We start from the raw sequence: 25,971 nt of genomic DNA, 5'->3' as shown, positions 1-25,971 counted from the left end.
TAACCGAGACCTTAATCAGCAATGGTCTCGGTTAGGTTAGAAGTCGGCTTTTACTGCTTCACAAAAAATAGCTGCGCTCCCCGCGGCTAACCAGCAAAGTGATTTGAGCAAAAGGAACGCAGCATTTCACAGCAACTTAGTTTTTGTCTAAATCAACCAGTTTGTTTTTAGAAATCCACGGCATCATGCTGCGTAATTGCGCGCCGACTTTTTCGATTTGGTGGTCGGCATTCAAACGGCGGCGGGCAGTCATGCTGGCGTAGTTTGTATTACCCTCTTGGATAAACATTTTCGCGTATTCGCCTGATTGAATACGGTACAAGGCTTTTTTCATGGCTTCTTTGGTTGCCGGAGTAATCACTTCAGGGCCGGTAACGTATTCGCCGTATTCGGCATTGTTGGAAATTGAGTAGTTCATGTTGGCAATACCGCCTTCGTACATCAAGTCCACAATCAGCTTCAATTCGTGCAGACACTCGAAGTAAGCCATTTCGGGTGCGTAACCGGCTTCTACCAATGTTTCAAAACCGCATTTCACCAGCTCTACCGCACCGCCGCACAATACGGCTTGCTCACCGAACAAGTCGGTTTCGGTTTCTTCGCGGAAGTTGGTTTCAATCACACCGCCTTTGGTACCGCCGTTTGCAGCAGCATAAGACAAGGCGATATCGCGGGCTTTACCTGAATTGTCTTGGTAAACAGCAATCAGAGTCGGCACACCGCCGCCTTTGAGGTATTCACTGCGTACGGTGTGGCCGGGGCCTTTAGGCGCAACCATAATAACGTCAACGTTTTTAGCCGGTACGATTTGGTTGTAATGCACGTTAAAGCCGTGCGCAAATGCCAATACGGCACCGTCTTTCAGGTTGCTGTGGATTTCGGCATTGTAAACGGCAGGCGCGGTTTCATCAGGCAACAGAATCATTACCACATCGGCAGCTTTGGTGGCTTCGGCTACGGAGCGCACGTCGTGGCCGGCGGCTACGGCTTTGTTCCAAGAACCGCCTTGGCGCAAACCGATAACTACGTTTACGCCGGAATCTTTCAAGTTGGCCGCGTGGGCATGGCCTTGTGAGCCGTAACCGATGATGGCCACGGTTTTACCTTTGATCAATGACAGGTCTGCGTCTTTATCGTAAAAAACTTGCATGTTTTCTTTCCTTTGCGAATTAAATCAATCAATATCGGTTAAATGGGTTATTGTGCTGCGTTTTCGGAGAGGTCGCGCATGGTCACGATTTCCACACTTTCGGTTTTACCTTCAATAGCTTTTAAAAAGGCTTGAAAGTGCGGGGAAGCGGCATGCTCTTCAACAGCTGCCTGCGATTTCCAGATTTCAAAAAACACCACGCGGTTGGGATTTTCCAAATCTTGATGCAGATCGTAACGTATATTGCCTGCTTCTCTGCGGCTGGCGGAGACTAATTGCAGGAACTCGTCAACAAGCTCTTGGCGGTATTCGGGTTTCACAACAATCGTCGCAACAATTTTTACGTTTTGCATAGCATCATCTCCACATCCGTATTTTCAGACGGCCTTAATACAAAAACTAAGCAGGCCGTCTGAAAAAAGTGTTCAGATTCTTAATATACGTTCGCCGCGACCGATGCCGGCAGCACCGGTGCGTACGGTTTCGAGAATCTGGGTACGGCCTACGGTTTCCAAGAACGAATCCAATTTATCGCTGGAGCCGGTAATTTCAACGGTGTAGGTTTTATCGGTTACATCCACTACACTGCCGCGGTAAATTTCGGTAAGACGTAAAAACTCGTCACGGTCTTTTCCGACGGCACGCAGTTTCACGAGCATTAACTCCCGCTCGACAAAACGGCTTTCGTTCAAGTCCACCACTTTGATCACTTCAACCAACTTGTTGAGCTGCTTGGTAATCTGCTCTACCACGGTATCGTCACCATGAGTAACAATGGTCATGCGGGAGAGTGTTTTGTCTTCGGTAGCGGCAACCGCCAAAGAATCAATATTGTAATCACGAGCCGAGAACAAGCCTACCACGCGGCTCATCGCGCCTGATTCGTTTTCCATCAGGATAGATAATATGTGTCGCATTATGGCACGCTCCTTGTGTCGTAATCACGGTCTTTAACGTCGTTAACGTCGGAATCCATCGGTGTTTCACGCATGTGCGGCGGCAATACCATTTCATCCAAGCCTTTGCCGTTGCCGACCATCGGGAATACGTTTTGTTTTTTGTCGGTAATAAAGTCCAAAAACACCAAACGGTCTTTTTGTTTGATGGATTCCAGCAATGCGCCTTCCACATCCGACTTTTTATCGACACGAATACCGACATGACCGTAAGCCTCTGCCAACTTCACAAAATCAGGCAGCGAGTCGAAGTAAGTTTCCGATTCGCGGTTACTGTAATACAGTTCCTGCCATTGGCGTACCATACCCAAATAACCGTTATTTAAGGTCACGATATTAATAGGAATACGGTATTGGAAACAGGTGGAAAGCTCTTGGATATTCATCTGAATGGAGCCTTCGCCGGTAATACAGAACACTTCTTGGTCAGGTGCGGCAAGTTTTGCACCCATTGCGTAAGGCAAACCCACGCCCATCGTACCGAGGCCGCCTGAATTCAACCACTGGCGCGGCCGTTCAAACGGATAATATTGTGCGGCAAACATTTGGTGCTGCCCTACATCTGAGGTGATGATGGCTGAGTTTTGCGTGACTTCGGCCAGTTTTTTCACCACATATTGAGGTTTGATGATCTCGCCTTCGTAGTCCACCCACAAGCAATCACGGCTGCGCCATGCTTCGATGCTGTGCCACCATTTTTCCAATGCGGCCGGTGTAATAATCAGCTCCTGCTTTTTCCAAAGGCAGGCCATTTCCGACAATACATTTTTCACATCGCCCACAATCGGCACGTCAACCTTCACGCGCTTGGCAATGCTAGACGGGTCGATATCGATATGAATGATTTTTTTGGGTTTTTCCAAAAATTTAGACGGCACGGAAACAACGCGGTCGTCAAAGCGCGCACCTACGGCCAACACCACATCGGCATTCTGCATCGCCAAATTGGCTTCATAAGTGCCGTGCATGCCCAACATGCCCAAATACTGGCGGTCGCTGGAAGGGAATGCACCCAAACCCATAAGCGTACCGGTACAAGGCACTCCGGTTAAACGCACAAAATCAATCAATTCCTGATGCGCGTTACCCAACACTACACCGCCGCCGAAATACACGAGCGGGCGTTTTGCCGAAGCCAGCATTTGCACGGCTTTTTTGATTTGGCCGGTATGCCCTTGGGTAACCGGCTGGTAAGACCTGATAAAAATGTCTTCTTGCGGATAGCTGAATTTCGCCATCGCCTGCGTAACATCTTTAGGTATGTCCACCACCACCGGGCCGGGGCGGCCGGTTGAGGCAATCTGAAATGCTTTTTTAATGGTGGTTGCCAACTCATTAATATCGGTAACCAAGAAATTGTGTTTCACACACGGGCGGGTAATGCCCACTGTATCCACTTCTTGGAAAGCATCCGAACCGATTGCAGGCGTACCTACCTGTCCGGTGATAACGACAATCGGAATCGAATCGGAATACGCCGTGGCGATACCGGTAAGCGCATTGGTGGCGCCCGGGCCGGATGTTACCAAAGCCACGCCGACTTTGCCGCTGGTACGCGAATAAGCGTCTGCGGCGTGCACGGCGGCCTGCTCGTGCCGCACCAGAATATGTTTGAATTTATTGAGTTGGAAAAGCGCGTCGTAGATTTCGAGAACCGCGCCGCCGGGATAACCGAAAACGTATTCCACGCCCTCGGCTTTAAGACTCTGCACGAGTATTTGTGCACCTGATAATTGCATGTCTGCCTCTATTTTCTGCGTGTAAACCAATAGGAGCAACCGGCTTCGCCACAGCACCTGTAATGCATTTTCTGCAAGCAGCGGTTTAGGGTACGCGCACAGCAGAAAAACGGCGACAACCAAGCTGCCCAATCAATTGAATCAGACGCTTGAGCGTTCATCAAAATAAAAAAGAGTTTGAACGATACCCCAAACTCCCCAATCCAAGCAAGACAAAAACTTTCATTTGCCCGCACAAAATTTTCATAAAGCCTTTACCATTTGATTTTCATCAAGATAAATTAAAACAACATCCGACTACAATGCCGTAGTTAAGCGGACGTAAACATAAAGGCCGTCTGAAAATTTTCAGACGGCCTTTATAGCAAACAGCATCAAAATAGAATTTTTAAGGCAGGTACTGCAAATACCGAACGTGTTGAGATTTACGAGCATAGTGCCGAAACATATTGGCGCACCCAACAGGGATCGAACCTGTGACCTCCAGCTTCGGAAACTGACGCTCTTCCAACTGAGCTATGGGTGCGAAGGGCGTAAGATTAGCGCAAAACCACCCTTTTGGCAAAATTATTTGCCTCCGCAAACCGCCCGATAAAAGATTAACGGCCTGACGGCGGCGCTTCTCAAAATACGCCCGTTGCCAACCCGGTATTTTTGAAACAAGTTAAACTTAAAGATTGGAAAGACGGCGTGAATTCAGTATAATCCAGCAAAATATTGTTAATCCGAATTAACACATTTCAAAAATTACAAGCTAATTAATTTCGTCACAAACTACCAAAACGGCGAGGCCATCCCAAATGAATCAATTGAGCAATCACAAAGCCCGAGGTTCTGCACTAACCACTCTTGTGGGCGGTATCGTAATCCTGCTTGCAGTTCTGTTTTTTCTGGTCAAACTGGCCAACAGCGGCTACTTCAGCAACGTAGAAGAAACCACCACATCCGCCACCGAAACCCGCATCATGCCGGCCGGCACCCTTGCCATGGGCGACGGTACACCGATCGGCGAACGTACCGGCGAACAAATTTTCAACAAAGTCTGCCTGCAATGCCACGCTGCCGACGGCAACGTTCCCAACGCACCGCGCATTACCAACAACGGCGAATGGGCGCCCCGTATCGCCAAAGGCTTCGACACACTGTTTAACAACGCACTCAACGGCTTCAACGCCATGCCCGCAAAAGGCGGCCAATCAGACTTGACCGACGACGAACTCAAACGCGTTATCGCTTATATGGCCAACCAATCGGGCGGTAATTTCGAAGCACCTGCCGTAGGTGCCGCGCCTGCGGACGCAGCCGCATCAGGCGAAGCTGCTCCGGCAGCCGCCGAACAAGCCGCAGCACCCGCAGCTTCTACCGCCGACGGTAAACAGATTTTCGAAAGCACTTGCGTAGCTTGCCACGGTGCCACTTCGGCCATCCCCAACTCACCCAAAATCACCAAAAACGACGAATGGGCTTCACGCATCAAAAAAGGCAAAGAAGCATTGTTTAAAAATGCCATCGAAGGCTTTACCGGCCCCGGCGGCGGCTTCATGCCTGCCAAGGGCGGCAACACCAACCTGAGCGATGACGAGGTGAAAGCAGCCGTAACCTACATGGTAAACGAATCAGGCGGCAAGTTTTAATTAACGTAACCTTGATTAAAAAAGCACACTTTATTCACTAAAGTGTGCTTTTTATTTATTTATGCCCTTAATATGCTCTCAATAAGCTGAAAGCACCTTATTAAAGAATTCAAGATAAATGCTCCGGCAAGCCTTTATAGTGCTTGAAGGCCGTCTGAAAGCGGACTTGATAAGCTGCAACAAGGCGAACTTTGAGGATTTTGCCGAAACAATCCGTTCAAGCTTCTCCCGACCGTCTAAAGGGTTTCTCTACAACGGGCTTTACAGCTTTCACCCAAAACATCTGCTTACCAATCACCAACAGCTTTCGTAAGGGCGGATGGTATATCCGCCCGTGCGCGATATTCGGAATGGGATATTTGACCGGATGAGTATTTACGCTTTTCAAAAATAGATGAAAAGGATATGAAATGACATTTTTATGCTCCCCAACATTTAGGGCGGATATACCATCCGCCCTCACAGTTTGACTTTGAAAAAAGATTGGACATTTCAGAACCCTTACCGATTTGGCAGGCTTTCTTTACCGCCCTGCGGCCGCATCAAGCCAAATCCAAACACAGATATTTCAGTTCCAAATATTCGTCCATTCCATATTTACTGCCTTCCCTACCCAAACCGCTGGTTTTGATTCCGCCAAACGGTGCCACTTCATTGCTGATTAAACCCGTATTGATGCCGACCATGCCGTATTCCAAGGCTTCCGATACACGCCATTGGCGCGCGGTATCTTGCGTGAATAAATAAGCCGCCAAGCCCGATTCGGTATCATTGGCCTGTCTGATCACATCTTCTTCGGTTTCAAACTTAAAAATGGGGCAAAGCGGCCCGAAGGTTTCTTCTTTCGCCACCAACATGGCTTCCGTTACGCCGCTCAACACCGTAGGCTCGAAAAACGTACCGCCCAAGCTGCTGCGCTGACCGCCGGTTAAACATTCCGCGCCCTTTTCCAGCGCATCACGGATATGCTCTTCCACCTTGGTTACCGCCTGCCCGTCAATCAATGGGCCTTGTTGAACACCGTCATCCAAGCCGTTACCCAATTTCAGACGGCCTGCTTCGCGAGCGATGCGGCGGCAGAGTTCTTCATACACGCCCGACTGCACATAAATACGGTTGCTGCACACGCAAGTCTGACCGCTGTTGCGGAACTTGCTGAGCAAAACGCCCTGCACCGCCTTATCCAAATCGGCATCGTCAAACACAATCAAAGGCGCATTTCCGCCCAATTCCAAACTGAGTTTTTTAATATGCTCGGCACTTTGGCGGAAAATTTTGATGCCGGTTTGCGTAGAACCGGTAAAACTGATTTTGCGCACGACAGGGCTTTGTGCAAACACTGCACTGATGTCGGCAGCCTTACCGTTTACCACCGCCAGCAAATCCTCCGGAACGCCTGCTTCGTAAGCCAACGATGCCTGCGCATAAGCACTCAAGGGCGTTTGGCTGGCGGACTTCACAATCATAGCGCATCCCGCTGCCAGCGCAGGGGCCACTTTGCGCGTAATCATGGCAGCGGGAAAATTCCACGGCGTGATGGCAGCGGCAACACCGACCGGCTGCTTAATGACCATCAGCTTTTGGTTTTGCTTCACACTCGTGAGAATATCGCCCTCCACCCTGCGCGCCTCTTCGGCAAACCAGCGTATAAAGCCGGCCGCATAATCGATTTCCCCCAACGATTCGGCGAGGCTTTTACCCTGCTCCATCGTCATGATGCGTGCCAAGCTTTCTTTGTTGGCTTTGACCAAACGATACCAGTTCCACAAAACATCGGCACGTTCCAAAGCGGTTTTCGCCGCCCATACCTTCTGCGCCGCCTGTGCTTTGTCAATCAGCTTTTCCAAACGTTCCGGCGACGTAGTGCGCACATAAGCAATGGTATCGCCGGTAGCCGGATTCTTCACCGGCAGGCCGTCTGAAAAAAATTCAAACCGAACATCGGCATGTTTCAGCAATTGTAAAATGGTTTTCATCGTGCAACCCTCGGAAAATGGCAACAAGCGCGACTGCCCGATATTCAACATCAGGCCGTCTGAAAATAAAAGCATCTCAACATCCATGCCCTTATCAAACACAAATCAAAGTATAAATTATTTCAGACGGCCTCACAGCATACCCCGCCACGCGAAAGCATGGCATAATTAACTGACAATAAAACAAAAAACAAAGGAAGAATCATGGAACGGTTTGACTTCGGCTACGCCCCATTCAACTACCTGAGCAACCCCGAGCGCGTTGCCCTGCAAAAATCAGTCAACATCTCGTTTTTTCACGATCACGAAACCATCATCCGCCCCAACGAACCGATTGAATTTTTATACGTCGTCATCAAAGGGCTGGTTAAAGAAATCGGTGCCGACGGCGACGTCGTCTCACTCTACCACCCCCGCGACACCTTTGAAGCCCGCGGCCTGATCGAAGGCGTCAGCCACCATCAGTTCATCGTAGAAGAAGAAGCACTGGTTTACACCATCCCCAAAGCCGTCATCCTTGAAATTATCGATTCCAACCCGCGTTTCGGTGCCTATTGCTACACCAGCGTTGCCGATAAATTCGCCAGCCTCTCCAACACCAAAAACGAAAGCGAATTCGAGAGCCTGTTTACTGCCAAAGTGCGCGATGCCTACCGCAACAAGCCCGTTTGGCTCGAGGGCAGCGACACCATTTTCCATGCCGCCGAAGTATTGAAAGAACGCAAAACCAAATCCGCTCTGGTGCGGCACGAAGGCAAAATCGGCGTGTTTACCGAATCCGCCTTCCGCGACATCGTGATTGCAGGCGCCCCTTCCAACGAAGCCCTGCACAAATGGACGGTGTTCAACCTGATTTCATCCGATATAGACGATTTCGTATTCAACGCCTTATTGCGCATGATGCGCTACCAAATTCAGCGCGTCGTAGTAGAAGAAAACGGCGTTCCCATCGGCACACTCGAACAAATCGACGTATTGGCCTACCTCTCCAACCACAGCCATTTGGTGGCACAGCGTTTGGAACGCGCCAAAACCATAGACGAGTTGGTCGATATCGCCGGCCAAATGACCGATTCCATCAGGCTCTTACGCAACAACGGCGTACGTGCGCCGCAGCTGGCCGAACTCATGCAGGTACTCAACAGCAGCCTGTTTGAAAAAGCATGGCGCATCCTCGCGCCGGCCGAACTCTACGACAAATCCTGCCTGATCGTGATGGGTTCCGAAGGCCGTGGCGAGCAGATTCTGAAAACCGACCAAGACAACGCCCTCATTCTGCACGAAAGCATCGACCCTGCATTCGCCGCCGAAACAGCCGAGCAGTTCTCCCAAACCCTCGCCCGCCTCGGCTACCCGCCCTGCCCCGGAAATATCATGGTCAACAACCCCGAATGGCGCAAACCCCTGCCCGAATTCAAAAAAATGGTCAGCAACTGGTGCCACAATGCCAGCGGCGAAAACATGATGAACCTCGCTATTTTTATCGACGCCAAAGCCGTTGCCGGCGACACCTCCATGCTTGCAGAAGTCAAAGAACACCTGCAAAAAGTGATGGTCAACGACGTCGGCATGCTGATGGCGTTTGCCCGCGCCGTCGATCAGTTTGAAAGCCAAAGCAAAGGCTTCTTCTCACAACTGCTCAACCGCGGCCAAACAGAAAAAATGGACATCAAAAAAATGGGGCAATTCCCCGTAGTACACGGCATCCGCGCCCTCAGCCTGGAAGCACGCATCGAAGAAACCAACACTTTCGAACGCATCCACCGCCTAGTCCAACTCAACGTCATCGACGAAGCCTTAGGCAAAGACGTTGCCGAAGCACTCAGCTACATCATGGACTTACGCCTGAGTGCCAACCTCGCCATCTTGCACAACGGCGGCTCCGGCACACCCAACCAGCTCGACTTCGGCAACCTTTCCACACTAGAACGCGACCTGCTCAAAGACGCCCTGCAAGTCGTGAAACGCTTCAAAAACGTCATCCGACACCACTTCCACATCACCGCGTAACCAGGAGCAGCTTATGTTTGAACGATTCTTACGCGGCAGAGAACGCAAAAAACTTACCGACCCGCATTACAGCTTCCTTTTCGACGAACATCCCGACGAATGGGTCAGCTTCGACTGCGAAACCACCGGACTCGATGTCAAAGAAGCCGAAATCCTCTCCATCGGCGCCGTCAAAATCCGCAAAAACCAAGTATTAGTAAGCGAATCGTTTTATGTGCTGGTCAAACCCGAAAACCCGATGAAAGCCGCCAACATCAGCGTACACGGTTTGAGGCCGAAAGACCTTTCAGACGGCATCCCCGTGCAAGAAGCCATCAAACAGCTGCTCGAATTCATCGGCGGCCGCGGCTTGGTGGGCTACTACTTGGAATACGACGTCGCCATGATCAATAAATTTCTCAAGCCCATGCTAGGTATCAAACTGCCCAACCCGCAAACCGACGTCTCTTCACTGTTTCACCGTTGGCAGCAAAAACAAAACATCCACGATGGCTATGTGGATTTGCGCATGGACACCATGCTGAAAAAACTCAAACTCACCGGCCTGCCCCGCCACGACGCGCTCAACGATTCCATCAGTGTCGCATTGATGTATCTGCTGTTGAAACAAAGGCTACGCTAAAACAGCCATCGAAACCGGTTTGCTTCCCCGGTATTTAGAACAACCTGTTCAAAATATCGGGGGCAAGTCGGTTTTGTTTGATTAATCTAGAAAACAAAGGAAAAGAAAAGATTGAGGCCGTCTGAAAAACTGATGGCTCTAAAGTACAAAACATAAGCCGTTCATTGCATCCGCTCGGCGTGGCCATCAGATTCAAAACAGTTGGAAATTTAAGATATTGAGGTTTGGCGCTTCGGTAGAAATCGAGCCTTCCAAGCACCGCAGACATTTTCAGACGGCCTGAAGTGTTTTTTAACGCATTCATAAACCGACGATGCTTAATCCATTAAACGCACATCCAGTTGAAGAGCACACTCGGCCGCACGTTTTCAGCAGGCAAAAAAATAACCGCTTGAGAGCGGTTTTTTGTGGTGCCCAGGGTCGGACTCGAACCGACACACCTTTCGGCGGGGGATTTTGAGTCCCCTGCGTCTACCAATTTCGCCACCTGGGCAGGTGAGAAGAGTTCGCTATTATAGAGATAAAAAAATTCCTGTAAACCCCCAAAACACAATTAAATCGCCTGTTTTTCTTAGCCCATTGAAAATAAATAAAATTAAAATAACCATCATACAAACGTAGCATGAAAAGACCTCAAACACTCGGCAAAATTTCCAAGCAGAATATTCAGTCTGCCTGCATTTATGTAGGAAACTTCCCGCTTTCCAATCTGATAAAATCAAATCACGCCCGAAAATCCTCTTTCGGCGCAGCTATTTTGCCCGGCAACACATTTTCTTTAACATCTACATAAACAAACACGTTAAGATTAGGCCTGAATTTCCCACCTTCCTTTTTGGAGTGAGACCACATGAAACCGACTACCCGAGCCATTTTGTTTTCTGCGTTTGCAATATCCGCGTTAACAGCCTGTTCGCCGCAAGAAAGCGCACCGGCGGCATCACAACCCGCACCCGAACAAGCATCCGCACCCGCCCGCGCCGCCGCACCTGCCGGCCTGCACGGCACGGACATGAGCAAGGAAGACATCGGCGGCGACTTCGCCCTAACCGACGGCGACGGCAAACTGTTCCACATCAAAGACTTAAAAGGCAAAGCCGTTATCCTGTCGTTCGGTTACACGCACTGCCCCGACGTATGCCCCACCGAGCTGCTGACTTACAGCGACACGCTCAAGCAGCTGGGTGATGAAGCCAAAGATGTGGCCGTGGTATTCGTGAGCGTCGATCCCGAGCGCGACACGCCCGAATTAATCGGCAAATACGTCAAACAGTTCAACCCTTCGTTTATCGGACTCACCGCTACCGAAGGCCAAGATTTGCCGCTGATCAAACAGCAATACCGCGTCGTATCGGCCAAAGCGCAGCAGCAATCGGAAAAAGTTTATCTGGTTGACCACTCCGCCGGCGCCTATCTGCTTGATAAAAACGGCGAAGTGGCCGTGTTCGAACCATACGGAAGCACGGCACAACAGATTGCAGACGATATCCGCATCTTGCTAAAATCATAACCCGTCCTAAGAGGCCGTCTGAAACATTTTCAGACGGCCTGAAACCATCATTTTTCTATACACCATGCAAGAAAACCAACTGACCATCGCCCTTTCCAAAGGCCGTATTTTTGATGAAACCCTGCCGCTGCTGGCAGCCGCCGGCATTGTGCCGCTCGAAGAACCGGGCAGCTCGCGCAAACTGATTATCGGCACCAACCTGCCCAACGTGCGCTTGGTGATTGTGCGCGCCAGCGACGTGCCCACTTATGTGCAATACGGCGCGGCGGATTTCGGCATCGCCGGCAAAGACGTATTGATCGAACACGGCGGCGACGGCCTGTATCAGCCGCTGGATTTGCAGATTGCCAAATGCCGCATGATGGTTGCCGTGCGCAAAGGTTTCGATTATGCCGCCGCATCGCAGCCGGGCAACCGTTTGCGCGTCGCCACCAAATACCCCGACATCGCCGCCGAACACTTCGCCGGCAAAGGCGTGCATGTGGACATCATCAAACTCTACGGCTCGATGGAGCTTGCACCGCTGGTCGGCTTGAGCGACGCGATTGTCGATTTAGTTTCCACCGGCGGTACGTTGAAAGCCAATAATCTGGAAGCCGTGGAGCATATCGTGGATATTTCCAGCCGTTTGGTGGTCAACAAAGCAGCGTTGAAAGTCAAACACGCACTTATCCAGCCGATTATCAATGCGTTTGCCGAAGCGGTAGAAAAACCGTAAAGAGGCCGTCTGAAAAGCCGCTGTTACACGTTTTACTTTAAATTAGACATATCCCATGAACATCACCTCAGATAAAAAACTGGCCGTCTTAATCGATGCCGACAACGCCCCCGCCGACATCATCGACCGCCTGCTGGCCGAGATTGCCAAATACGGCATCGCCAGCGTCAAACGGATTTACGGCGACTGGAGCCACGGCCTTTCCAAATGGAAAGCCGCCCTGCTGCCGCACGCCATCATTCCCGTGCAGCAGTTTGCCTACACCAAAGGCAAAAACGCCACCGACATGGCATTAGTAATCGACGCGATGGACTTGCTGTACAGCGGCAATTTCGACGGCTTCTGCATCGTTTCCAGCGACAGCGACTTCACCCGCCTCGCCAGCCGTCTGCGCGAAAGCGGCCTTACCGTTTACGGCTTCGGCGAAAAGAAAACCCCCGAAGCCTTCCGCAAAGCCTGCGACAAATTCATCTACACCGAAATCTTCCGACCCGAAAAACGCGCGCCGGAGAAAAACAAAAACAGCGGCAAAGCCAAAACACAGAGCGAACCTGCCGAAACCTCTGCCCAGCAAACCGACGTATCCAAGCTGCTGATCCGCGCCGTAAAAGAAAATGCCGACGACCTCGGCTGGGCCAACCTCGGCCCCATCGGCAGCTACATCAACAAAACCAACCCCGATTTCGACCCGCGCCTCTACGGCTTCGGCAAACTTTCCGACCTGATCAAATCACTCGATTTGTTTGAATACCGCACCGACAACAATCAAATCCAAGTGCGCAGACACCAAAACCCTGCCGATAAAAACAGCAGGCCGTCTGAAAATAAAGACAGCAAAGAAAAACAAGTTGCCGAAGCAGCCGCACCGCAAGTACCTGCCGCCGAAGCCGACAGCAGCAAACCCGCCGGCAAACGCGGCAAAAAACGCCAGCAACAAGAGCGCAAACAATCCGAAGCGGAACCAACCGCCGTACAGCCCGCACTAACGGCTGAAGCCGCCGAAAATGCGAAACCCGAACAGCCGGACGCGCCCAAGCCCAAAAACGGCAAGGCCAAATTCACCAAACTGATTCCGCTGGTGCAGCAAGCCGTTGACAACACCGCCGACCCGCAAGGCTGGGCGCGCCTGAGCGACGTATTGAAACAGCTTGCCCCCACGGTGAACCCGCACGATTACGGCTTCGACACCGACCGCGCCCTGATTCACGCCATTTACAGCGACTGGCTGGAAATCAAAAAAGCCGGCCGCGGCGAACGCGTGCGTGTGAATAAGCGGTTTGTGAGCAAGGATTGAATATTCAATAAAAAAATCATTCCTGTTTTCGGATCATTGAAACCGCAGGAATGATTTTGAAATATTGATGAATGTAAATACCGTTTGAGCTTTTAGTTTAAGAAAACCATTGTTTTAATGTTTCTTTGGCTTTGTCAGTATGCTCTTGTTTGATATAGGCGGCAACGGTAGCTAAGGCAACTGCAAGTACCCCACCATCATCCGCATATCCACCTATTGGAGCTAAATCTGGAATTGCATCAAGAGGTAATATGAGATAACCAAGAGCTGCATATATTGCTGCTTTTGCCCAAGCAGGAGTATCTGGATCTTGTGCAGCATAGTACATTTTGAGCGCAGTTTCTAAAACACTTTCTCCTATTGTTTTGGCGTATTTTTTAATTTTTTCCCAAAAGCCCTTATCAGAATAAGCATTCTTATATTGATTATTTGACATACTTTTTACTTTCTGTAAATTTGAATAAGTTAGATTTGGAGTTACTTGCTAATTCTGTCTAAAATACTAAACAGACTCAGGTAATTATAAATTTCTTGAGCAGATTAACCAGCAACGAAAAGTTGTACTCATTAACTGAAAAGTGCGATTTATGAAAGTACACGAAAAAATCCGAACCATGCGTGAATCACGGCAATTCACGCAAGAAGATATGGCGAACTGGCTGAATCTATCTGTAAACGGTTATGCCAAAATCGAAAGGGGAGAAACACGTTTAAGTGTTCCCCGCTTAGAGCAAATTGCTGAAATTTTTGAAACCGATGTAGTTGAATTAATCCAGCCTGAAACAGGCAATTGGAGCTACCACATGGGGGATAACAACCGAGATATTTCTTTCTATGTAACATCTGCACATGACTTAGCTGCTGAGGTAGAAAAATTAAGGCTAACCCTTCGTCATAAAGATGAACTATTGGCCAAACAAAATGAAGAATTGCAAACATTAAAAGAAGTAATTACATTACTAAAACAAAATCTAAAATAAATATTTTTCTTAGGTAGCTAAAATATGAAACACCTTTCCACCCAATCCCCCGATTTCCAAGCTGAGCTGAAAGCGTTGCTGGCTTTTGAAACCGCGCAAGACCCGAAAATCGACCAAATCGTCGCCGACATCTGTGCCGACGTGCAAAAGCGCGGCGATGCGGCGGTTATCGAATACACCAACCGTTTTGACGGCACCGCAGCACAAAGCATGGGCGATTTGATGCTTACCCAAGCCGATTTGCAGGCCGCTTTCAAACGCCTGCCCGAACACGTTCAGACGGCCTTGAAAACCGCCGCCGCCCGCGTGGAAAGCTATCACAAACACCAGAAAATGGAATCTTGGAGCTACACCGACGAAAACGGCACCTTGCTCGGCCAACAAATCACCCCGCTCGACCGCGTAGGCATTTATGTGCCCGGCGGCAAAGCGGCTTATCCCAGCTCGGTGATTATGAACGCCATGCCCGCGCATGTGGCCGGCGTGCCCGAAATCATCATGGTGGTGCCCACGCCCCAAGGCGAGCGCAACGATATTGTGTTGGCGGCGGCATTTGTGGCCGGCGTAACCAAAGTGTTTACCGTCGGCGGCGCGCAGGCGGTGGCTGCGCTGGCTTACGGCACCGAAACCGTGCCGCAGGTCGATAAAATCACCGGCCCCGGCAATGCGTTTGTGGCCGCCGCCAAACGCCGAGTGTTCGGCGTGGTGGGCATTGATATGGTGGCGGGGCCGTCTGAAATTCTGGTGATTGCCGACGGCACCACGCCTGCCGATTGGGTGGCGATGGATTTGTTCAGCCAAGCCGAACACGACGAAATCGCCCAAGCCATTCTGATTGCCACCTCGCAGCAATATCTGGACGAAGTTCAGACGGCCATGAACAAGTTGATCGAAGACATGCCGCGCCGCGCGATTATCGAAGCCTCGCTGGGCAACCGCGGTGCGATGATTCTGGCCAAAGATTTGGACGAAGCCTGCGAAGTCGCCAACTATATTGCGCCGGAACACTTGGAATTGTCGGTGGAAAACCCGCAGGAATGGGCATCAAAAATCCGCCACGCCGGTGCGATTTTCATGGGCAAATACACCAGCGAGAGTTTGGGCGACTATTGCGCCGGCCCCAACCATGTGCTGCCCACCAGCCGCACGGCGCGTTTCTCTTCGCCGCTGGGCACTTACGATTTCCAAAAACGCAGCAGCCTGATTCAGGTTTCCGAACGGGGGGCGCAGTATCTCGGCGAAACCGCCAGCGTATTGGCCCACGGCGAGCGGCTGACGGCACACGCAAGGGCGGCGGAATTGCGTTTGAAAAAGCGTTGATTTGATATAGGTTGATATGTCGAAAGAGGCCGTCTGAAAATTTCAGACGGCCTCATATTTGAATCATTATGGAAATTGTATTTGAGCTGCTCGCCGAGCTGGTTTTGGAGATTGCGGCCGAAATTCTGGTCGAACTGGGTATTCATTCCGCCGAACATAAGCGAAAACCGCGCCCGTGGCTGACGCTCATCGGCTACGGCATCATTGGCGCGCTTATCGGCGGCGTCAGTCTGCTGATTTTCCCCGAACATTTCATCCGCAGCGAAGGCCTGCAAATCCTCAACTTGGTGCTGACACCGATACTGGCAGGCGGCATGATATGCCTGCTCGACCGCCAACGCAGGCGGCACACATCTTCTTCGTGGCATTTCCGCTTCCTGTGCGGGTTTGTCTTTGCGTTCAGCATGGCGCTGGTGCGGATGTGGGCACAAACACCGGTTTAAGCCGCATAATCCTTTCTTTCCCCCGCAGCCACATAGCGGCAAACCAAACATCAGCGACTGATTTCAATCCGGTTTTCAGGCCATCTGAATGCTGATGCCTACCCTGCCCTCGTTAAAACTTGTTCCGCCGTCAAAGCCTTGCGCTATCCTCCGGATAATATCCGCCGCGCTGCCTTCACAAGCCAGCGGCGCATTCTGCCCTGCCCATAAAGACGAAAACTCATCCGAACCTTGCGCTTCCGCCGCCGCTTTCAACGGCGCTGAAGCAGATTGCGCAAGCGGGAAAGGCGGTGCGGCATCGCTGATAGGGCCTGCTTCGCAGATAAAGCGGTTCACGATACCGCGGGCAAAACCGCCGCTAAAGAGATTGGTTAACACGGTATCGGCCGCCCGTTCGCTTTGCAGGGCTTTGCGGTGAAGTGCCGAGGTGTCGGCCTCTTCCGCCAACATCAAAGCCGTGCCGATTTGGATACCGGCTGCGCCCAAAGCACGCGCCGCCCGTGCGGTGGCTGCATCGCTGATTCCGCCGGCTGCTATCACCGGCACATCCACAGCCGCACAAATTTGCGGCAGCAGGCTGAATAAGCCTTGCTGGCGGTTCAAATCGCGGCTGAGAAACATGCCCCGATGCCCGCCGGCCTCCAAGCCTTGCGCGATGATGATGTCTGCCCCGTGCGCTTCCAACCAACGGGCTTCTTCAACGGTGGTGGCGCTCGACATCACTACGGCGCCGCTGCTTTTTACTTTGTCCAACAAGGCTTGCTCCGGCAAGCCGAAATGGAAGCTGACCACAGGCGGGCGGTATTGCATCACAATTTCGGCTTGCTCTTCGCCAAACGGCTGCCTGCCTCCGCCTTGCTGCATATCTTGTTCCGTTAAACCGAATTCACGATAAAACGGCGCGAGCGCATCCAGCCACTTTGCCTGTTGCGCCGCATCTGCCTCGGGCTGGCGGTGGGCGAAAAAGTTGACGTTGAACGGCTGGTCGGTGTGCCGGCGTATGGTTTCGATTTCGGCGCACAGTTTTTCAGACGGCAACATAGCAGCAGGCAGCGAACCCAAAGCACCCGCTTGGCAGGCGGCAATCGCCAGCTTGCTGCTTTGAACTCCCGCCATCGGCGCTTGGACAACCGGCAGGCGGGTATGAATAAGGCTGAGAAGGTCGGAAATGCGGCTCATGGTTTCTCCTTTGTTGTAATTGGCTGTTGAGGCCGTCTGAAAATGTTTTCAGACGGCCTTAGACCTTTGCCAAACCCTCAGATGTGGATGCAGTTCAAGGCGTAGCAGCACAGCGAGTGCAGACATACACACGATAGGCAAACGAGCGGGCAGTACCCCTAGGGCATAAACGCGCAACGCAGAAATGCGCCGCAGATGAGGTTTTTGTAAAGGTCTCGACCATAAATTTGCCTCATCGTACCACACGGTAAAAAAAAACAGGCTGCCGTTCAACGGGCAGCCTGTGCAGTAAGCTTATTTGTTGGCATTCTCCAAAGCCAGTTTTTCCTGACGATACGCTTCGGCGGCTTCGCGTTCGCGCTTTGTGGTTTGCCGCATCATGTAATAATTGATGCCGATAACCAGTGTGCCGACGATGGCAATCATAATGGTCGCCAACACATTCATCTGCGGGTCCAAGCCGAGTTTGATTTTCGAGAAAATCACTTGCGGCAAAGTGGAAGAACCCGGGCCGGACAAGAACGACGTAATCACCAAATCATCCAGCGACAGCGTAATGCCCAGCAGGAATCCCGAAGCAATCGCAGGCGCAATCAGCGGTAAGGTAATCACAAAAAAGATTTTCAGCGGGCGCGCACCCAAATCCATGGCGGCCTCTTCCAGCGACTGATCCAACTCAACCAAACGCGAGCGGATAATCACGGTGATATAGGCCATACACAATGTGGTGTGCCCCAAGAAAATGGTGAAGAAGCCGCGGTCGAAGTAAAGCCAGCTTAAGAGTTCGCTGCTTTGCAGGAACATTTGCACCTGAATAATCAGCAGCAGCATCGACAAACCGGTAATCACATCGGGCATCACCATCGGCGCGGACACCATGCCGGCAAACAGCGTGCTGCCGCGGAAACGCTTGATACGCGCCAGCGCATAGCCTGCCAAAGTGCCGAGCACCACCGCTGCGAGCGACGATACGGCGGCGATACGCAGCGACAGCCATGCCGCTTCCAAAATCGTGCTGTTGCCCGCCAGCGCGCTGTACCATTTGGTCGAGAAACCGCCCCAAACCGTAACCAGCTTGGATTCGTTAAACGAATAAATCACCAAAATCACCAGCGGGATATACAGAAACGCCAGCCCCAACGCCAACATCAGCTTGAGAAACCAAGACAATTTGTATTTAGACATTATTTGGCTCCTTCTTCGATTTCACGGTTTTCATAGCGGTGGAACAACACAATCGGAATCACCAGCAGAATCACCATCACTACGGCAACGGCAGAAGCCAGCGGCCAGTTGTTCTGATCGAAGAACGCCTGCCACAACACTTTACCGATCATCAGGTTTTCGGAGCCGCCCACCAATTCGGGAATCACATACTCACCTACCGCAGGTACAAACACCAGCATGGAGCCTGCCACGATGCCGGTTTTCGACAAAGGCAAAGTAATGGAGAAAAACGATTTCACCGGCCCCGCGCCCAAATCGGAAGCGGCTTCAAGCAATCTGCCGTCCAGTTTCACCAATTGGGTGTAAAGCGGCAGAATCATAAACGGCAGATAGGCGTACACCATCACCAGATTCAACGAAAACGCGTTGTAAAACATATTCAACGGCTCTCGAATGATTTCATGTTTCAACAGGAAATTGTTGATAATGCCGTTATGGCCGAGCAAGCCCATCCACGCATACACGCGCAGCAGAAACGATGTCCAGAAAGGCAGCATAATCGCCAGCAGCAAACCGTTGCGGTAGGCAGGATTGGCACGCGAAATGGCGTAGGCAATCGGATAGCCCAGCAGCAGACAAATCAGAGTGGTGGTAAGCGCCGTTTTAATCGACAGCCAATAAGTCAGCAGATAGATATTGCTGCCGTTGCCGTCTGAAAACGGGTTCAGCATCTGCCCTAAACTGCTCCAAAAGTTTTGGAAAATATCGGCGTAGTTTTGATAGTTCAACGCGATATTCAGACGGCCGAAATCGGGATCGGTCGTAATCAGCGGCGAATACGGCGGAATAGCCAGCTCTTGTTCGGCAAAACTGATTTTCAGCACAATCGCAAACGGAATCAGAAACAGCACCAGCAGCCAAAGATAAGGCACGCCGATTACTGCGCGCTGACCCGGGCGGCGCAACAGCTTGCGTTTGAGGGTTTTCAATTTCATGGCGGATGTCCTTACTGCTTAGCTAAACAACGGAGTGGGCTGGTTTTCCGGCCAGCTCACATACACGGTTTCTTCCCAAGTGGGCGGTGCGATATTGCGCACATGCCAGTAAGGTGCGGGAACTTGGCTCTTAATCACGCGGCCGTTAGCCAATTCCACATGATAAATGGCGAAGCTGCCCAGATAGGCAATCTCTTTCACCACGCCTTTTTCCCAGTTGTATTCGCCCAAGTGTTCGGGCTTTTCTTTGTATAAATCAATGTCTTCGGGGCGGATGCTGATCCACAGGTTTTGTTCGGCACGGCCGCCCAAACCGTGGTCGATACGGATTTTGTTTTCCAACTCAGGCAGTTGGATAATCGCGTAATCGGCGTGGTCTTCCAGCACGGTGCCTTCAAAAATATTGGTTTCGCCAATAAATTCGGCGGTAAAGCGGCTGTTGGGGAAGTCGTACACGTCGCTCGGCGTGCCAACCTGCTGCAATTTGCCTTCAGACATAATCGCCACGCGGGTTGCCATTGTCATGGCTTCTTCTTGGTCGTGCGTTACCATGATGCAGGTTACACCCACCTGCTCCAGCGTGTTCACCAATTCGAGTTGGGTTTGCTGGCGCAGTTTTTTGTCGAGTGCGCCCAAAGGTTCGTCGAGCAAGAGGATTTTCGGACGTTTAGCCAAGCTGCGTGCCAAGGCAACGCGTTGTTGCTGGCCGCCTGAAAGCTGGTGCGGCTTGCGTTTGGCGAATTTGGTCATTTGCACGAGACGCAGCATTTCCTCCACTCGGGCGGCGATTTCGTCTTTGGGCATTTTGTCTTGTTTGAGACCGAAAGCGATGTTTTGCTCCACGGTCATGTGCGGGAACAGCGCATAGCTTTGGAACATCATATTGATGGGGCGCTCATAGGGAGCAAGACGGGTAATGTCTTGTCCGTCGAGGATGATTTTCCCCTGGTTGGGGGTTTCCATGCCGGCCAGCATGCGCAGCAGCGTGGATTTACCGCTGCCCGAACTGCCCAAAAGGGCAAAAATTTCATGTTTTTCAATATCTAAGTCGATGTGATCGACAGCGTAATTGTCACCAAACTTTTTTACCAAGCCTTGTATTTGCAGATAGGGTTGGATGGCAGACGCAGGGGTTGCGTTCATAATGGCAATACTCCAAATTCATAACGAGTACCGGCAAAACGGATTTTCGTGGGGTGATAAAAAGCTGTTTGATTGCTGGTTTAAAGAGCGCACGGGCAGCATGAAAAATTTCTAAGGGCTGTGAGAAACCGGTAAAGGTTACTGACAGCCCCGTTTTGTAAACACGCAATTATATGAGTCTATCCCTTTGCGGGGCAATACAAAATTAAACTTTTCAGCAGTTTGTGTAAATCGCAGGCAATTTATGTACGGTAGGGGCAACACATCTGCACGCCATGACATCACAATAAAACCGTTTAATATCAAACGAGGCCGTCTGAAAATGTGTTTCAGACGGCCTCGTTTCGATGACTAAATCATCAATGCACTTCGAGCGGCAGAATAGCATCGTTTACTCGAAATCCTCTTCTTGTACGCCGTCATCCGCATCGGTATGGCCGCCGTCCATCACGGCTTTGATTTCTTGGAATAAAGCGCGGAAGTTTTTCGGCGGCTTGTTCGATTCCTGCTCTTTACGGGTATTGCGGATCAACGTGCGCAGCTTGCCCGCGTCGGCATGCGGATAGTCGGCAATAAACGCCGTGAGCGCGTCGTCGCCCGCTATCAAACGGTCGCGCGCCTGCTCGACACGCTGCAAGAACGCATTATGCGCCGCATTTTCGCCGCGCAGTTTGGCCAGATAACGCTCAATCGGTTCGGGATCGGTGTCGCGCATCAAACGGCCGATGTATTGCGCCTGCCGTTTCAATGCGCCGTTGGACGTGATTTTTTTATACGTTACCACTGCTTCGTATAAATCTTCCGACAAGCCGATTTTTTTCAGCGTATCGGCAGAAAGCTTGGTCAGCTGCATACCGAGGTCTTGCAGGCTGTCCATCTGTTTTTTCATTTGGGTTTTGCTTACCCATTCCTGTTCATTGTTGCTCATAGCACTATCCGTATTCGGTAACCGCAGCATTCTAACACAGCCGCCCCACCCTATCTTTCCCATAGCGACAATTTTGCCGCGGCCGTCTGAAAACAGTTAAAATGACACCGATTTTTTCATCGGATTACCCATGTTCAACCACAGCAAAAACGAACTGCTCGACCTTTGCGGGCAGGTGCTTTCCCTCGCCCGCGAATACGGAGCCACAGCCGCCGAAGCCGACTTGAGCGAATCGCTCGGTCAAAGCGTGAGTGTGCGCTTGGGCGAAATCGAACAAATCGAATACCAGCAAGACAAATCGCTCGATATCACCGTCTATGTCGGCCGGCGCAAAGGCCGCGCCAGCACCGCCGACTTTTCCCGACAAGCCTTGCGCGACACCGTGCAGGCCGCCGTCGATATTGCCAAATACACCGCCGAAGACGATTGCGCGGGCTTGGCCGATGCCGATTTAATGGCGCGTGAAATCGGCGATTTAGACAAATACCACGAATGGGATTTATCCGCCGAAGCCGCCGTTGCCCTTGCCAAGCAATGCGAACAAGCCGCAATGGATACCGACGCGCGCATCTCCAACTCCGACGGCGCAGGCGTACAAACCGGGCATTACCAATATGTTTACGGCAATTCGCACGGCTTTGCCGCCCACCAGCAAGGCACGCGCCACAGCATTTCCTGCAGCGTGGTCGCCGCCGATTCAGACGGCATGCAGCGCGATTATTGGTACGACACCTCATGCCGCCATCTCGATTTGGAATCGCCCGAAAGCATAGGCCGCACCGCCGCCGAACGCACCGTGCGCCGTTTGGGCGGACGCAGCATCCCTACCGGCAGCTATCCCGTGTTGTTTGACGCCACCGTTTCAGGCGGCCTGATCGGGCATCTCGTCGGTGCATTAAGCGGCGGCGCTTTGTACCGCCAAAGCAGTTTTCTGATCGACAGTCTCGGCAAACCGCTGCTGCCCGAATTTCTCAGCCTGCGTGAAGAGCCGCACATTCCCCAATCGTTCGGCAGCACCTATTTCGATGCCGAAGGTGTGGCAACCCGTCCGCGCTTCGTGATTGAAAACGGCATCATACAAGGCTATTTCTTAAGCAGTTACAGCGCACGCAAACTCGGTATGCAAACCACGGCCAATGCGGGCGGCGCACACAATCTTTATCTGAACCACACCCATGCCGCCCAATCCGATTTACTGAAAGAAATGGGCACCGGCCTGCTCGTTACCGAACTGATGGGGCAAGGCGTAAACATGCTCACGGGCGACTATTCGCGCGGCGCGGCGGGTTTCTGGGTGGAAAACGGCGTGATTGCCTACCCCGTGGAAGAAATCACCATCGCCGGACATTTACAGGATATGTATCTGAATATCGTCGGCGTGTCGGGCGACGCATTGAAACGCTCAACCAACAAAATCGGCTCGGTGCTGATCAGCGAAATGACCGTAGCAGGCAGTTAAAATGATCCATCTATTGAAACAGCCCGCTTAAACGACCAAGGCCGTCTGAAAAGTTTTCAGACGGCCTCTCTTTACAACCCAATCCAACCGAATGCACTACGGCAATCAACCTATTTTGAATACAAAGCAGAGCAACGCCGTAGTCAAAGTTAAGCCGATTGCCTATAAACCTCATCAATTACAGAATTTCGCCACATCCGCGTCATAACGCTTCACAAATTCATCACGGTTGGCGATACGCGCGGTTTCGGCAAACTGGCGGTTCATGCGCGCAATTTTGCAGTTGCTTTCTTTTTGCAGGCGGTTTTCTTCTTCAACCTTTTTATTCTGCTCTTCGATTTTCTTGTTTTCCGCAGCAACGGCGTCGTTCAAATCCTTTTGCTTGTCGGCCAGCGTGCCCTCTTCGGCTTTCGGCGCAGGCGGCGGAGTTACGGTTTGGGTGCGGATATTAACCGTGCCGGATTGCGAAATTTTCAGGTTTTGTGGCACATCCGAATAGCTGTTGCCGCCGCCTTTGTTTTTCCATGTGTAAACCTCGGCAACGGAAACGCTGCCGGAAACCAGCATCCCGGAAATGAAGAGTAATCGGGCAAAACGGGTAATGTGCATGGTCTTTTTCTTTCAGTTATGTTTCAGACGGCCTTCATTGTACTGTTAAATTAAGTAAGTGTCATGATGCAGACGGCTTTTCCTGCAAGACAATGGTTACTTTTGGTATCGTTACAACGAAACGCATCATCAAAGCGTGCACGGCTTATGTAATTTTCTTAAATTTTACGGTCCGAATCTGCCGGAAACGGGTATCAAGCGCAGGCCAAATTTGATACAATGCCGTGCATCTTGCACAAACTGAAAGCCCGAGCATCATGCGTATCGTAGAGAAAGCCTATACTTTTGACGATGTTTTACTGGTTCCCGCACATTCCCAAGTACTGCCGCGAGACGTCAAACTCCAAACCCCGCTCACCCGCAACATCACCATCAATCTTCCCCTTCTTTCTGCTGCTATGGATACGGTTACCGAAGCCAAGCTGGCCATTTCAATGGCTCAGGAAGGCGGCATCGGCATTATCCATAAAAACATGACCATCGAGCGTCAGGCAGAAGCCGTGGCGAAGGTGAAGCGCCATGAGAGCGGTATCGTGAAAGATCCCGTAACCATTCCGCCCGAAATGCCGATTCGCGACTTGGTGGAAATGCTTTCCCGCCGCAAACGTAAGATGTCGGGTCTGCCCGTGGTGGAAAACGGCAAAGTGGTGGGCTTGGTTACCAACCGCGACCTGCGTTTTGAAAAACGCCTCAACCAGCCGGTTTCATCGATTATGACGCCGCGCGACCGTTTGGTTACCGTTTCCGAAGGCACCAGCATTGAAGATGCACGCGACGTCATGCACGACCATAAAGTAGAACGCGTATTGGTTGTGAACGCAGCGTGGGAACTCAAAGGCCTGATTACGGTTAAAGATATTCTGAAAACCACCGAATTCCCGAATGCCAACAAAGATTCAGACGGCCGCCTGCGTGTAGGCGCGGCGGTTGGCGTCGGCGCAGATACCGACGAGCGCGTAAAAGCATTGGTTGCAGCGGGCGTGGACGTATTGGTGGTGGACACTGCCCACGGCCACAGCCAAGGCGTACTCGACCGCGTGCGCTGGGTAAAACAAAACTTCCCGCAAGTACAAGTCATCGGCGGCAACATCGCCACCGCCCAAGCCGCCCGCGATTTGGTTGCGGCAGGTGCGGACGCGGTTAAAGTCGGCATCGGCCCCGGTTCTATCTGTACCACCCGCATCGTGGCCGGTGTGGGCGTACCGCAATTGACTGCGATTCACAATGTTTCCGAAGCCTTGAAAGGCACCGGTATTCCGCTGATTGCCGACGGCGGCATCCGCTTCTCCGGCGACATCGCCAAAGCGTTGGCAGCAGGCGCCAGCACCGTGATGCTCGGCGGTATGTTTGCCGGCACCGAAGAAGCACCGGGCGAAATCGAACTGTATCAAGGCCGTTCGTACAAATCCTACCGCGGCATGGGTTCTTTGGGCGCCATGAGCCAAGGCTCTTCCGACCGCTACTTCCAAGACAAGCAGGACAGCACGGATAAATATGTACCCGAAGGCATCGAAGGCCGCGTGCCGTACAAAGGCCCGATTGTGCAAATCATCCACCAACTGATGGGCGGCTTGCGCTCCAGCATGGGCTACTTGGGCTGCGCCAGCATCGCCGAAATGCACGAAAAAGCGGAATTTGTGGAAATCACGTCCGCCGGTATGAGCGAATCACACGTTCACGATGTGCAAATTACCAAAGAGGCGCCGAACTACCATCGCTGATGGTGTTCCAATAGAGGCCGTCTGAAAAATATTTTTCAGACGGCCTTACTCAAAAACCAAGTATGGGAGAGAGAAAAATGGAGCAACCCGGCAAGCATAATGAAATCGACAACCGGCCTTTGAAAGAAACGCTTGCGGATACCGCCCTTTCATTGCTGGCTCAAGGCGAAGACTATACAGACCTCGCCGATACATCATGCGAATTCGGGTATCTGTTTGGATTTGACGGTCACGGCTTGGAAGCCTTATTCAAAATCACGACCGATCGCGGCGAACACTACTTTGCCGCCCAAGGCCAATCTCTCAAACAGCTTAATATTGATGATGCCGCATTCCGGGAAATCAGCCGCAAATTTCTCGAACTGCACGGATGATCGCCCGCCAAACCGAGCGGAAACTTTTACCCCGTCCGGCGCAT

At 51.5% G+C, this 25,971-nt stretch carries 24 protein-coding genes and 2 tRNA genes; 12 read left to right on the top strand and 14 right to left on the bottom strand.

Annotated features, from left to right (window positions below):
• Positions 1–136: 136 nt before the first annotated feature.
• The 5 genes from ilvC to LVJ85_RS03545 all read right to left on the bottom strand — a co-directional run bounded on the left by ilvC (position 137) and on the right by LVJ85_RS03545 (position 4,371).
• Complete coding sequence (gene ilvC, locus LVJ85_RS03565; protein ID WP_115133802.1) at positions 137–1,150, bottom strand: ketol-acid reductoisomerase; 1,014 nt, start codon at positions 1,148–1,150, stop codon at positions 137–139.
• Between the two features lie 47 nt (positions 1,151–1,197).
• Positions 1,198–1,503: a putative quinol monooxygenase gene (locus LVJ85_RS03560; protein ID WP_244741521.1), complete on the bottom strand. Its 306-nt coding sequence runs from the start codon at positions 1,501–1,503 to the stop codon at positions 1,198–1,200.
• A 72-nt stretch (positions 1,504–1,575) separates the two neighbouring features.
• Positions 1,576–2,067: an acetolactate synthase small subunit gene (gene ilvN, locus LVJ85_RS03555; RefSeq protein WP_085362783.1), complete on the bottom strand. Its 492-nt coding sequence runs from the start codon at positions 2,065–2,067 to the stop codon at positions 1,576–1,578.
• Positions 2,067–3,845, bottom strand: coding sequence for a biosynthetic-type acetolactate synthase large subunit (gene ilvB / locus LVJ85_RS03550; protein ID WP_244741519.1), 1,779 nt, complete (start codon positions 3,843–3,845; stop codon positions 2,067–2,069). The genes ilvN and ilvB overlap by 1 nt, the downstream gene beginning before the upstream one ends.
• A gap of 450 nt (positions 3,846–4,295) precedes the next feature.
• A tRNA-Arg gene (locus LVJ85_RS03545) sits at positions 4,296–4,371 on the bottom strand.
• 274 nt (positions 4,372–4,645) lie between these two features.
• Between LVJ85_RS03545 and LVJ85_RS03540 the strand changes: the two genes are divergently transcribed.
• On the top strand, positions 4,646–5,479 hold the full coding sequence (locus LVJ85_RS03540; protein WP_115133804.1) for a cytochrome c5 family protein: 834 nt from the start codon (positions 4,646–4,648) through the stop codon (positions 5,477–5,479).
• Between the two features lie 542 nt (positions 5,480–6,021).
• Here the strand turns inward: LVJ85_RS03540 and LVJ85_RS03535 are convergent.
• Positions 6,022–7,455, bottom strand: a complete 1,434-nt coding sequence (locus LVJ85_RS03535) for an NAD-dependent succinate-semialdehyde dehydrogenase (protein WP_244742992.1) — start codon at positions 7,453–7,455, stop codon at positions 6,022–6,024.
• Between the two features lie 204 nt (positions 7,456–7,659).
• Here LVJ85_RS03535 and LVJ85_RS03530 point away from each other — a divergent pair, with 204 nt between their 5' ends.
• On the top strand, positions 7,660–9,465 hold the full coding sequence (locus tag LVJ85_RS03530) for a DUF294 nucleotidyltransferase-like domain-containing protein (RefSeq protein WP_244741517.1): 1,806 nt from the start codon (positions 7,660–7,662) through the stop codon (positions 9,463–9,465).
• 13 nt (positions 9,466–9,478) lie between these two features.
• Positions 9,479–10,087, top strand: coding sequence for a 3'-5' exonuclease (locus LVJ85_RS03525; protein ID WP_244741514.1), 609 nt, complete (start codon positions 9,479–9,481; stop codon positions 10,085–10,087).
• A 408-nt stretch (positions 10,088–10,495) separates the two neighbouring features.
• Here LVJ85_RS03525 and LVJ85_RS03520 read toward each other — a convergent pair.
• Positions 10,496–10,580, bottom strand: a tRNA-Leu gene (locus LVJ85_RS03520).
• Between the two features lie 357 nt (positions 10,581–10,937).
• Here LVJ85_RS03520 and LVJ85_RS03515 point away from each other — a divergent pair.
• The 3 genes from LVJ85_RS03515 to LVJ85_RS03505 all read left to right on the top strand — a co-directional run bounded on the left by LVJ85_RS03515 (position 10,938) and on the right by LVJ85_RS03505 (position 13,609).
• Positions 10,938–11,597, top strand: a complete 660-nt coding sequence (locus LVJ85_RS03515; protein WP_244741512.1) for an SCO family protein — start codon at positions 10,938–10,940, stop codon at positions 11,595–11,597.
• A gap of 64 nt (positions 11,598–11,661) precedes the next feature.
• Positions 11,662–12,315, top strand: a complete 654-nt coding sequence (gene hisG / locus LVJ85_RS03510) for an ATP phosphoribosyltransferase (RefSeq protein ID WP_244741510.1) — start codon at positions 11,662–11,664, stop codon at positions 12,313–12,315.
• A 55-nt stretch (positions 12,316–12,370) separates the two neighbouring features.
• A complete protein-coding gene (locus LVJ85_RS03505) occupies positions 12,371–13,609 on the top strand; it encodes an NYN domain-containing protein (protein WP_244741508.1) in 1,239 nt (412 codons plus the stop codon).
• 97 nt (positions 13,610–13,706) lie between these two features.
• Here the strand turns inward: LVJ85_RS03505 and LVJ85_RS03500 are convergent, their stop codons facing one another.
• Positions 13,707–14,045 (bottom strand): YkvA family protein, encoded by a 339-nt coding sequence (locus tag LVJ85_RS03500; RefSeq protein ID WP_244741506.1) that lies wholly within the window; start codon positions 14,043–14,045, stop codon positions 13,707–13,709.
• Positions 14,046–14,196: 151 nt separating this feature from the next.
• On the opposite strand from LVJ85_RS03500, the gene LVJ85_RS03495 reads away from it, so the two are divergent.
• From LVJ85_RS03495 to LVJ85_RS03485, 3 genes are all read left to right on the top strand, one after another.
• Complete coding sequence (locus LVJ85_RS03495; RefSeq protein WP_054599619.1) at positions 14,197–14,589, top strand: helix-turn-helix domain-containing protein; 393 nt, start codon at positions 14,197–14,199, stop codon at positions 14,587–14,589.
• A 24-nt stretch (positions 14,590–14,613) separates the two neighbouring features.
• The gene (gene hisD, locus LVJ85_RS03490; protein WP_244741503.1) at positions 14,614–15,909 is read left to right on the top strand and encodes a histidinol dehydrogenase; all 1,296 of its coding nucleotides are present in this window, start codon (positions 14,614–14,616) and stop codon (positions 15,907–15,909) included.
• 68 nt (positions 15,910–15,977) lie between these two features.
• Complete coding sequence (locus LVJ85_RS03485; protein ID WP_244741501.1) at positions 15,978–16,352, top strand: hypothetical protein; 375 nt, start codon at positions 15,978–15,980, stop codon at positions 16,350–16,352.
• Between the two features lie 75 nt (positions 16,353–16,427).
• On the opposite strand, the gene LVJ85_RS03480 is transcribed toward LVJ85_RS03485, so the two are convergent.
• From LVJ85_RS03480 to yjgA, 5 genes are all read right to left on the bottom strand, one after another.
• Positions 16,428–17,531 carry a nitronate monooxygenase family protein gene (locus tag LVJ85_RS03480; RefSeq protein WP_244741499.1) on the bottom strand — a complete coding sequence of 368 codons (1,104 nt, stop codon included), beginning with the start codon at positions 17,529–17,531 and terminating at the stop codon, positions 16,428–16,430.
• A gap of 294 nt (positions 17,532–17,825) precedes the next feature.
• Positions 17,826–18,716 (bottom strand): ABC transporter permease subunit, encoded by an 891-nt coding sequence (locus LVJ85_RS03470; protein WP_085418667.1) that lies wholly within the window; start codon positions 18,714–18,716, stop codon positions 17,826–17,828.
• Complete coding sequence (locus tag LVJ85_RS03465) at positions 18,716–19,693, bottom strand: ABC transporter permease subunit (RefSeq protein ID WP_244741497.1); 978 nt, start codon at positions 19,691–19,693, stop codon at positions 18,716–18,718. The genes LVJ85_RS03470 and LVJ85_RS03465 overlap by 1 nt, the downstream gene beginning before the upstream one ends.
• A gap of 18 nt (positions 19,694–19,711) precedes the next feature.
• Positions 19,712–20,836, bottom strand: coding sequence for an ABC transporter ATP-binding protein (locus LVJ85_RS03460; protein WP_244741495.1), 1,125 nt, complete (start codon positions 20,834–20,836; stop codon positions 19,712–19,714).
• 391 nt (positions 20,837–21,227) lie between these two features.
• Positions 21,228–21,764: a ribosome biogenesis factor YjgA gene (yjgA, locus tag LVJ85_RS03455; RefSeq protein WP_244741493.1), complete on the bottom strand. Its 537-nt coding sequence runs from the start codon at positions 21,762–21,764 to the stop codon at positions 21,228–21,230.
• Between the two features lie 130 nt (positions 21,765–21,894).
• Here yjgA and pmbA point away from each other — a divergent pair, with 130 nt between their 5' ends.
• Positions 21,895–23,223, top strand: a complete 1,329-nt coding sequence (gene pmbA, locus LVJ85_RS03450) for a metalloprotease PmbA (RefSeq protein ID WP_244741491.1) — start codon at positions 21,895–21,897, stop codon at positions 23,221–23,223.
• Between the two features lie 174 nt (positions 23,224–23,397).
• Here the strand turns inward: pmbA and LVJ85_RS03445 are convergent, their stop codons facing one another.
• On the bottom strand, positions 23,398–23,832 hold the full coding sequence (locus LVJ85_RS03445; RefSeq protein WP_244741489.1) for a DUF4124 domain-containing protein: 435 nt from the start codon (positions 23,830–23,832) through the stop codon (positions 23,398–23,400).
• 257 nt (positions 23,833–24,089) lie between these two features.
• On the opposite strand from LVJ85_RS03445, the gene guaB reads away from it, so the two are divergent.
• Both guaB and LVJ85_RS03435 read left to right on the top strand, forming a co-directional pair.
• Positions 24,090–25,553: an IMP dehydrogenase gene (gene guaB / locus LVJ85_RS03440; RefSeq protein WP_244741487.1), complete on the top strand. Its 1,464-nt coding sequence runs from the start codon at positions 24,090–24,092 to the stop codon at positions 25,551–25,553.
• A 62-nt stretch (positions 25,554–25,615) separates the two neighbouring features.
• Entirely contained in the window at positions 25,616–25,927 is a 312-nt protein-coding gene (locus LVJ85_RS03435) for a hypothetical protein (protein WP_244741484.1), read from the top strand.
• The last annotated feature ends 44 nt before the right edge of the window (positions 25,928–25,971 follow it).

This window comes from Neisseria sp. Dent CA1/247 (genome assembly GCF_022870825.1).
GTDB classification, from domain to species: Bacteria; Pseudomonadota; Gammaproteobacteria; order Burkholderiales; family Neisseriaceae; genus Neisseria; species Neisseria zoodegmatis.
Note: the sequence above shows the minus strand (reverse complement) of the source record. Positions and strands in the feature narration are given on the sequence as shown.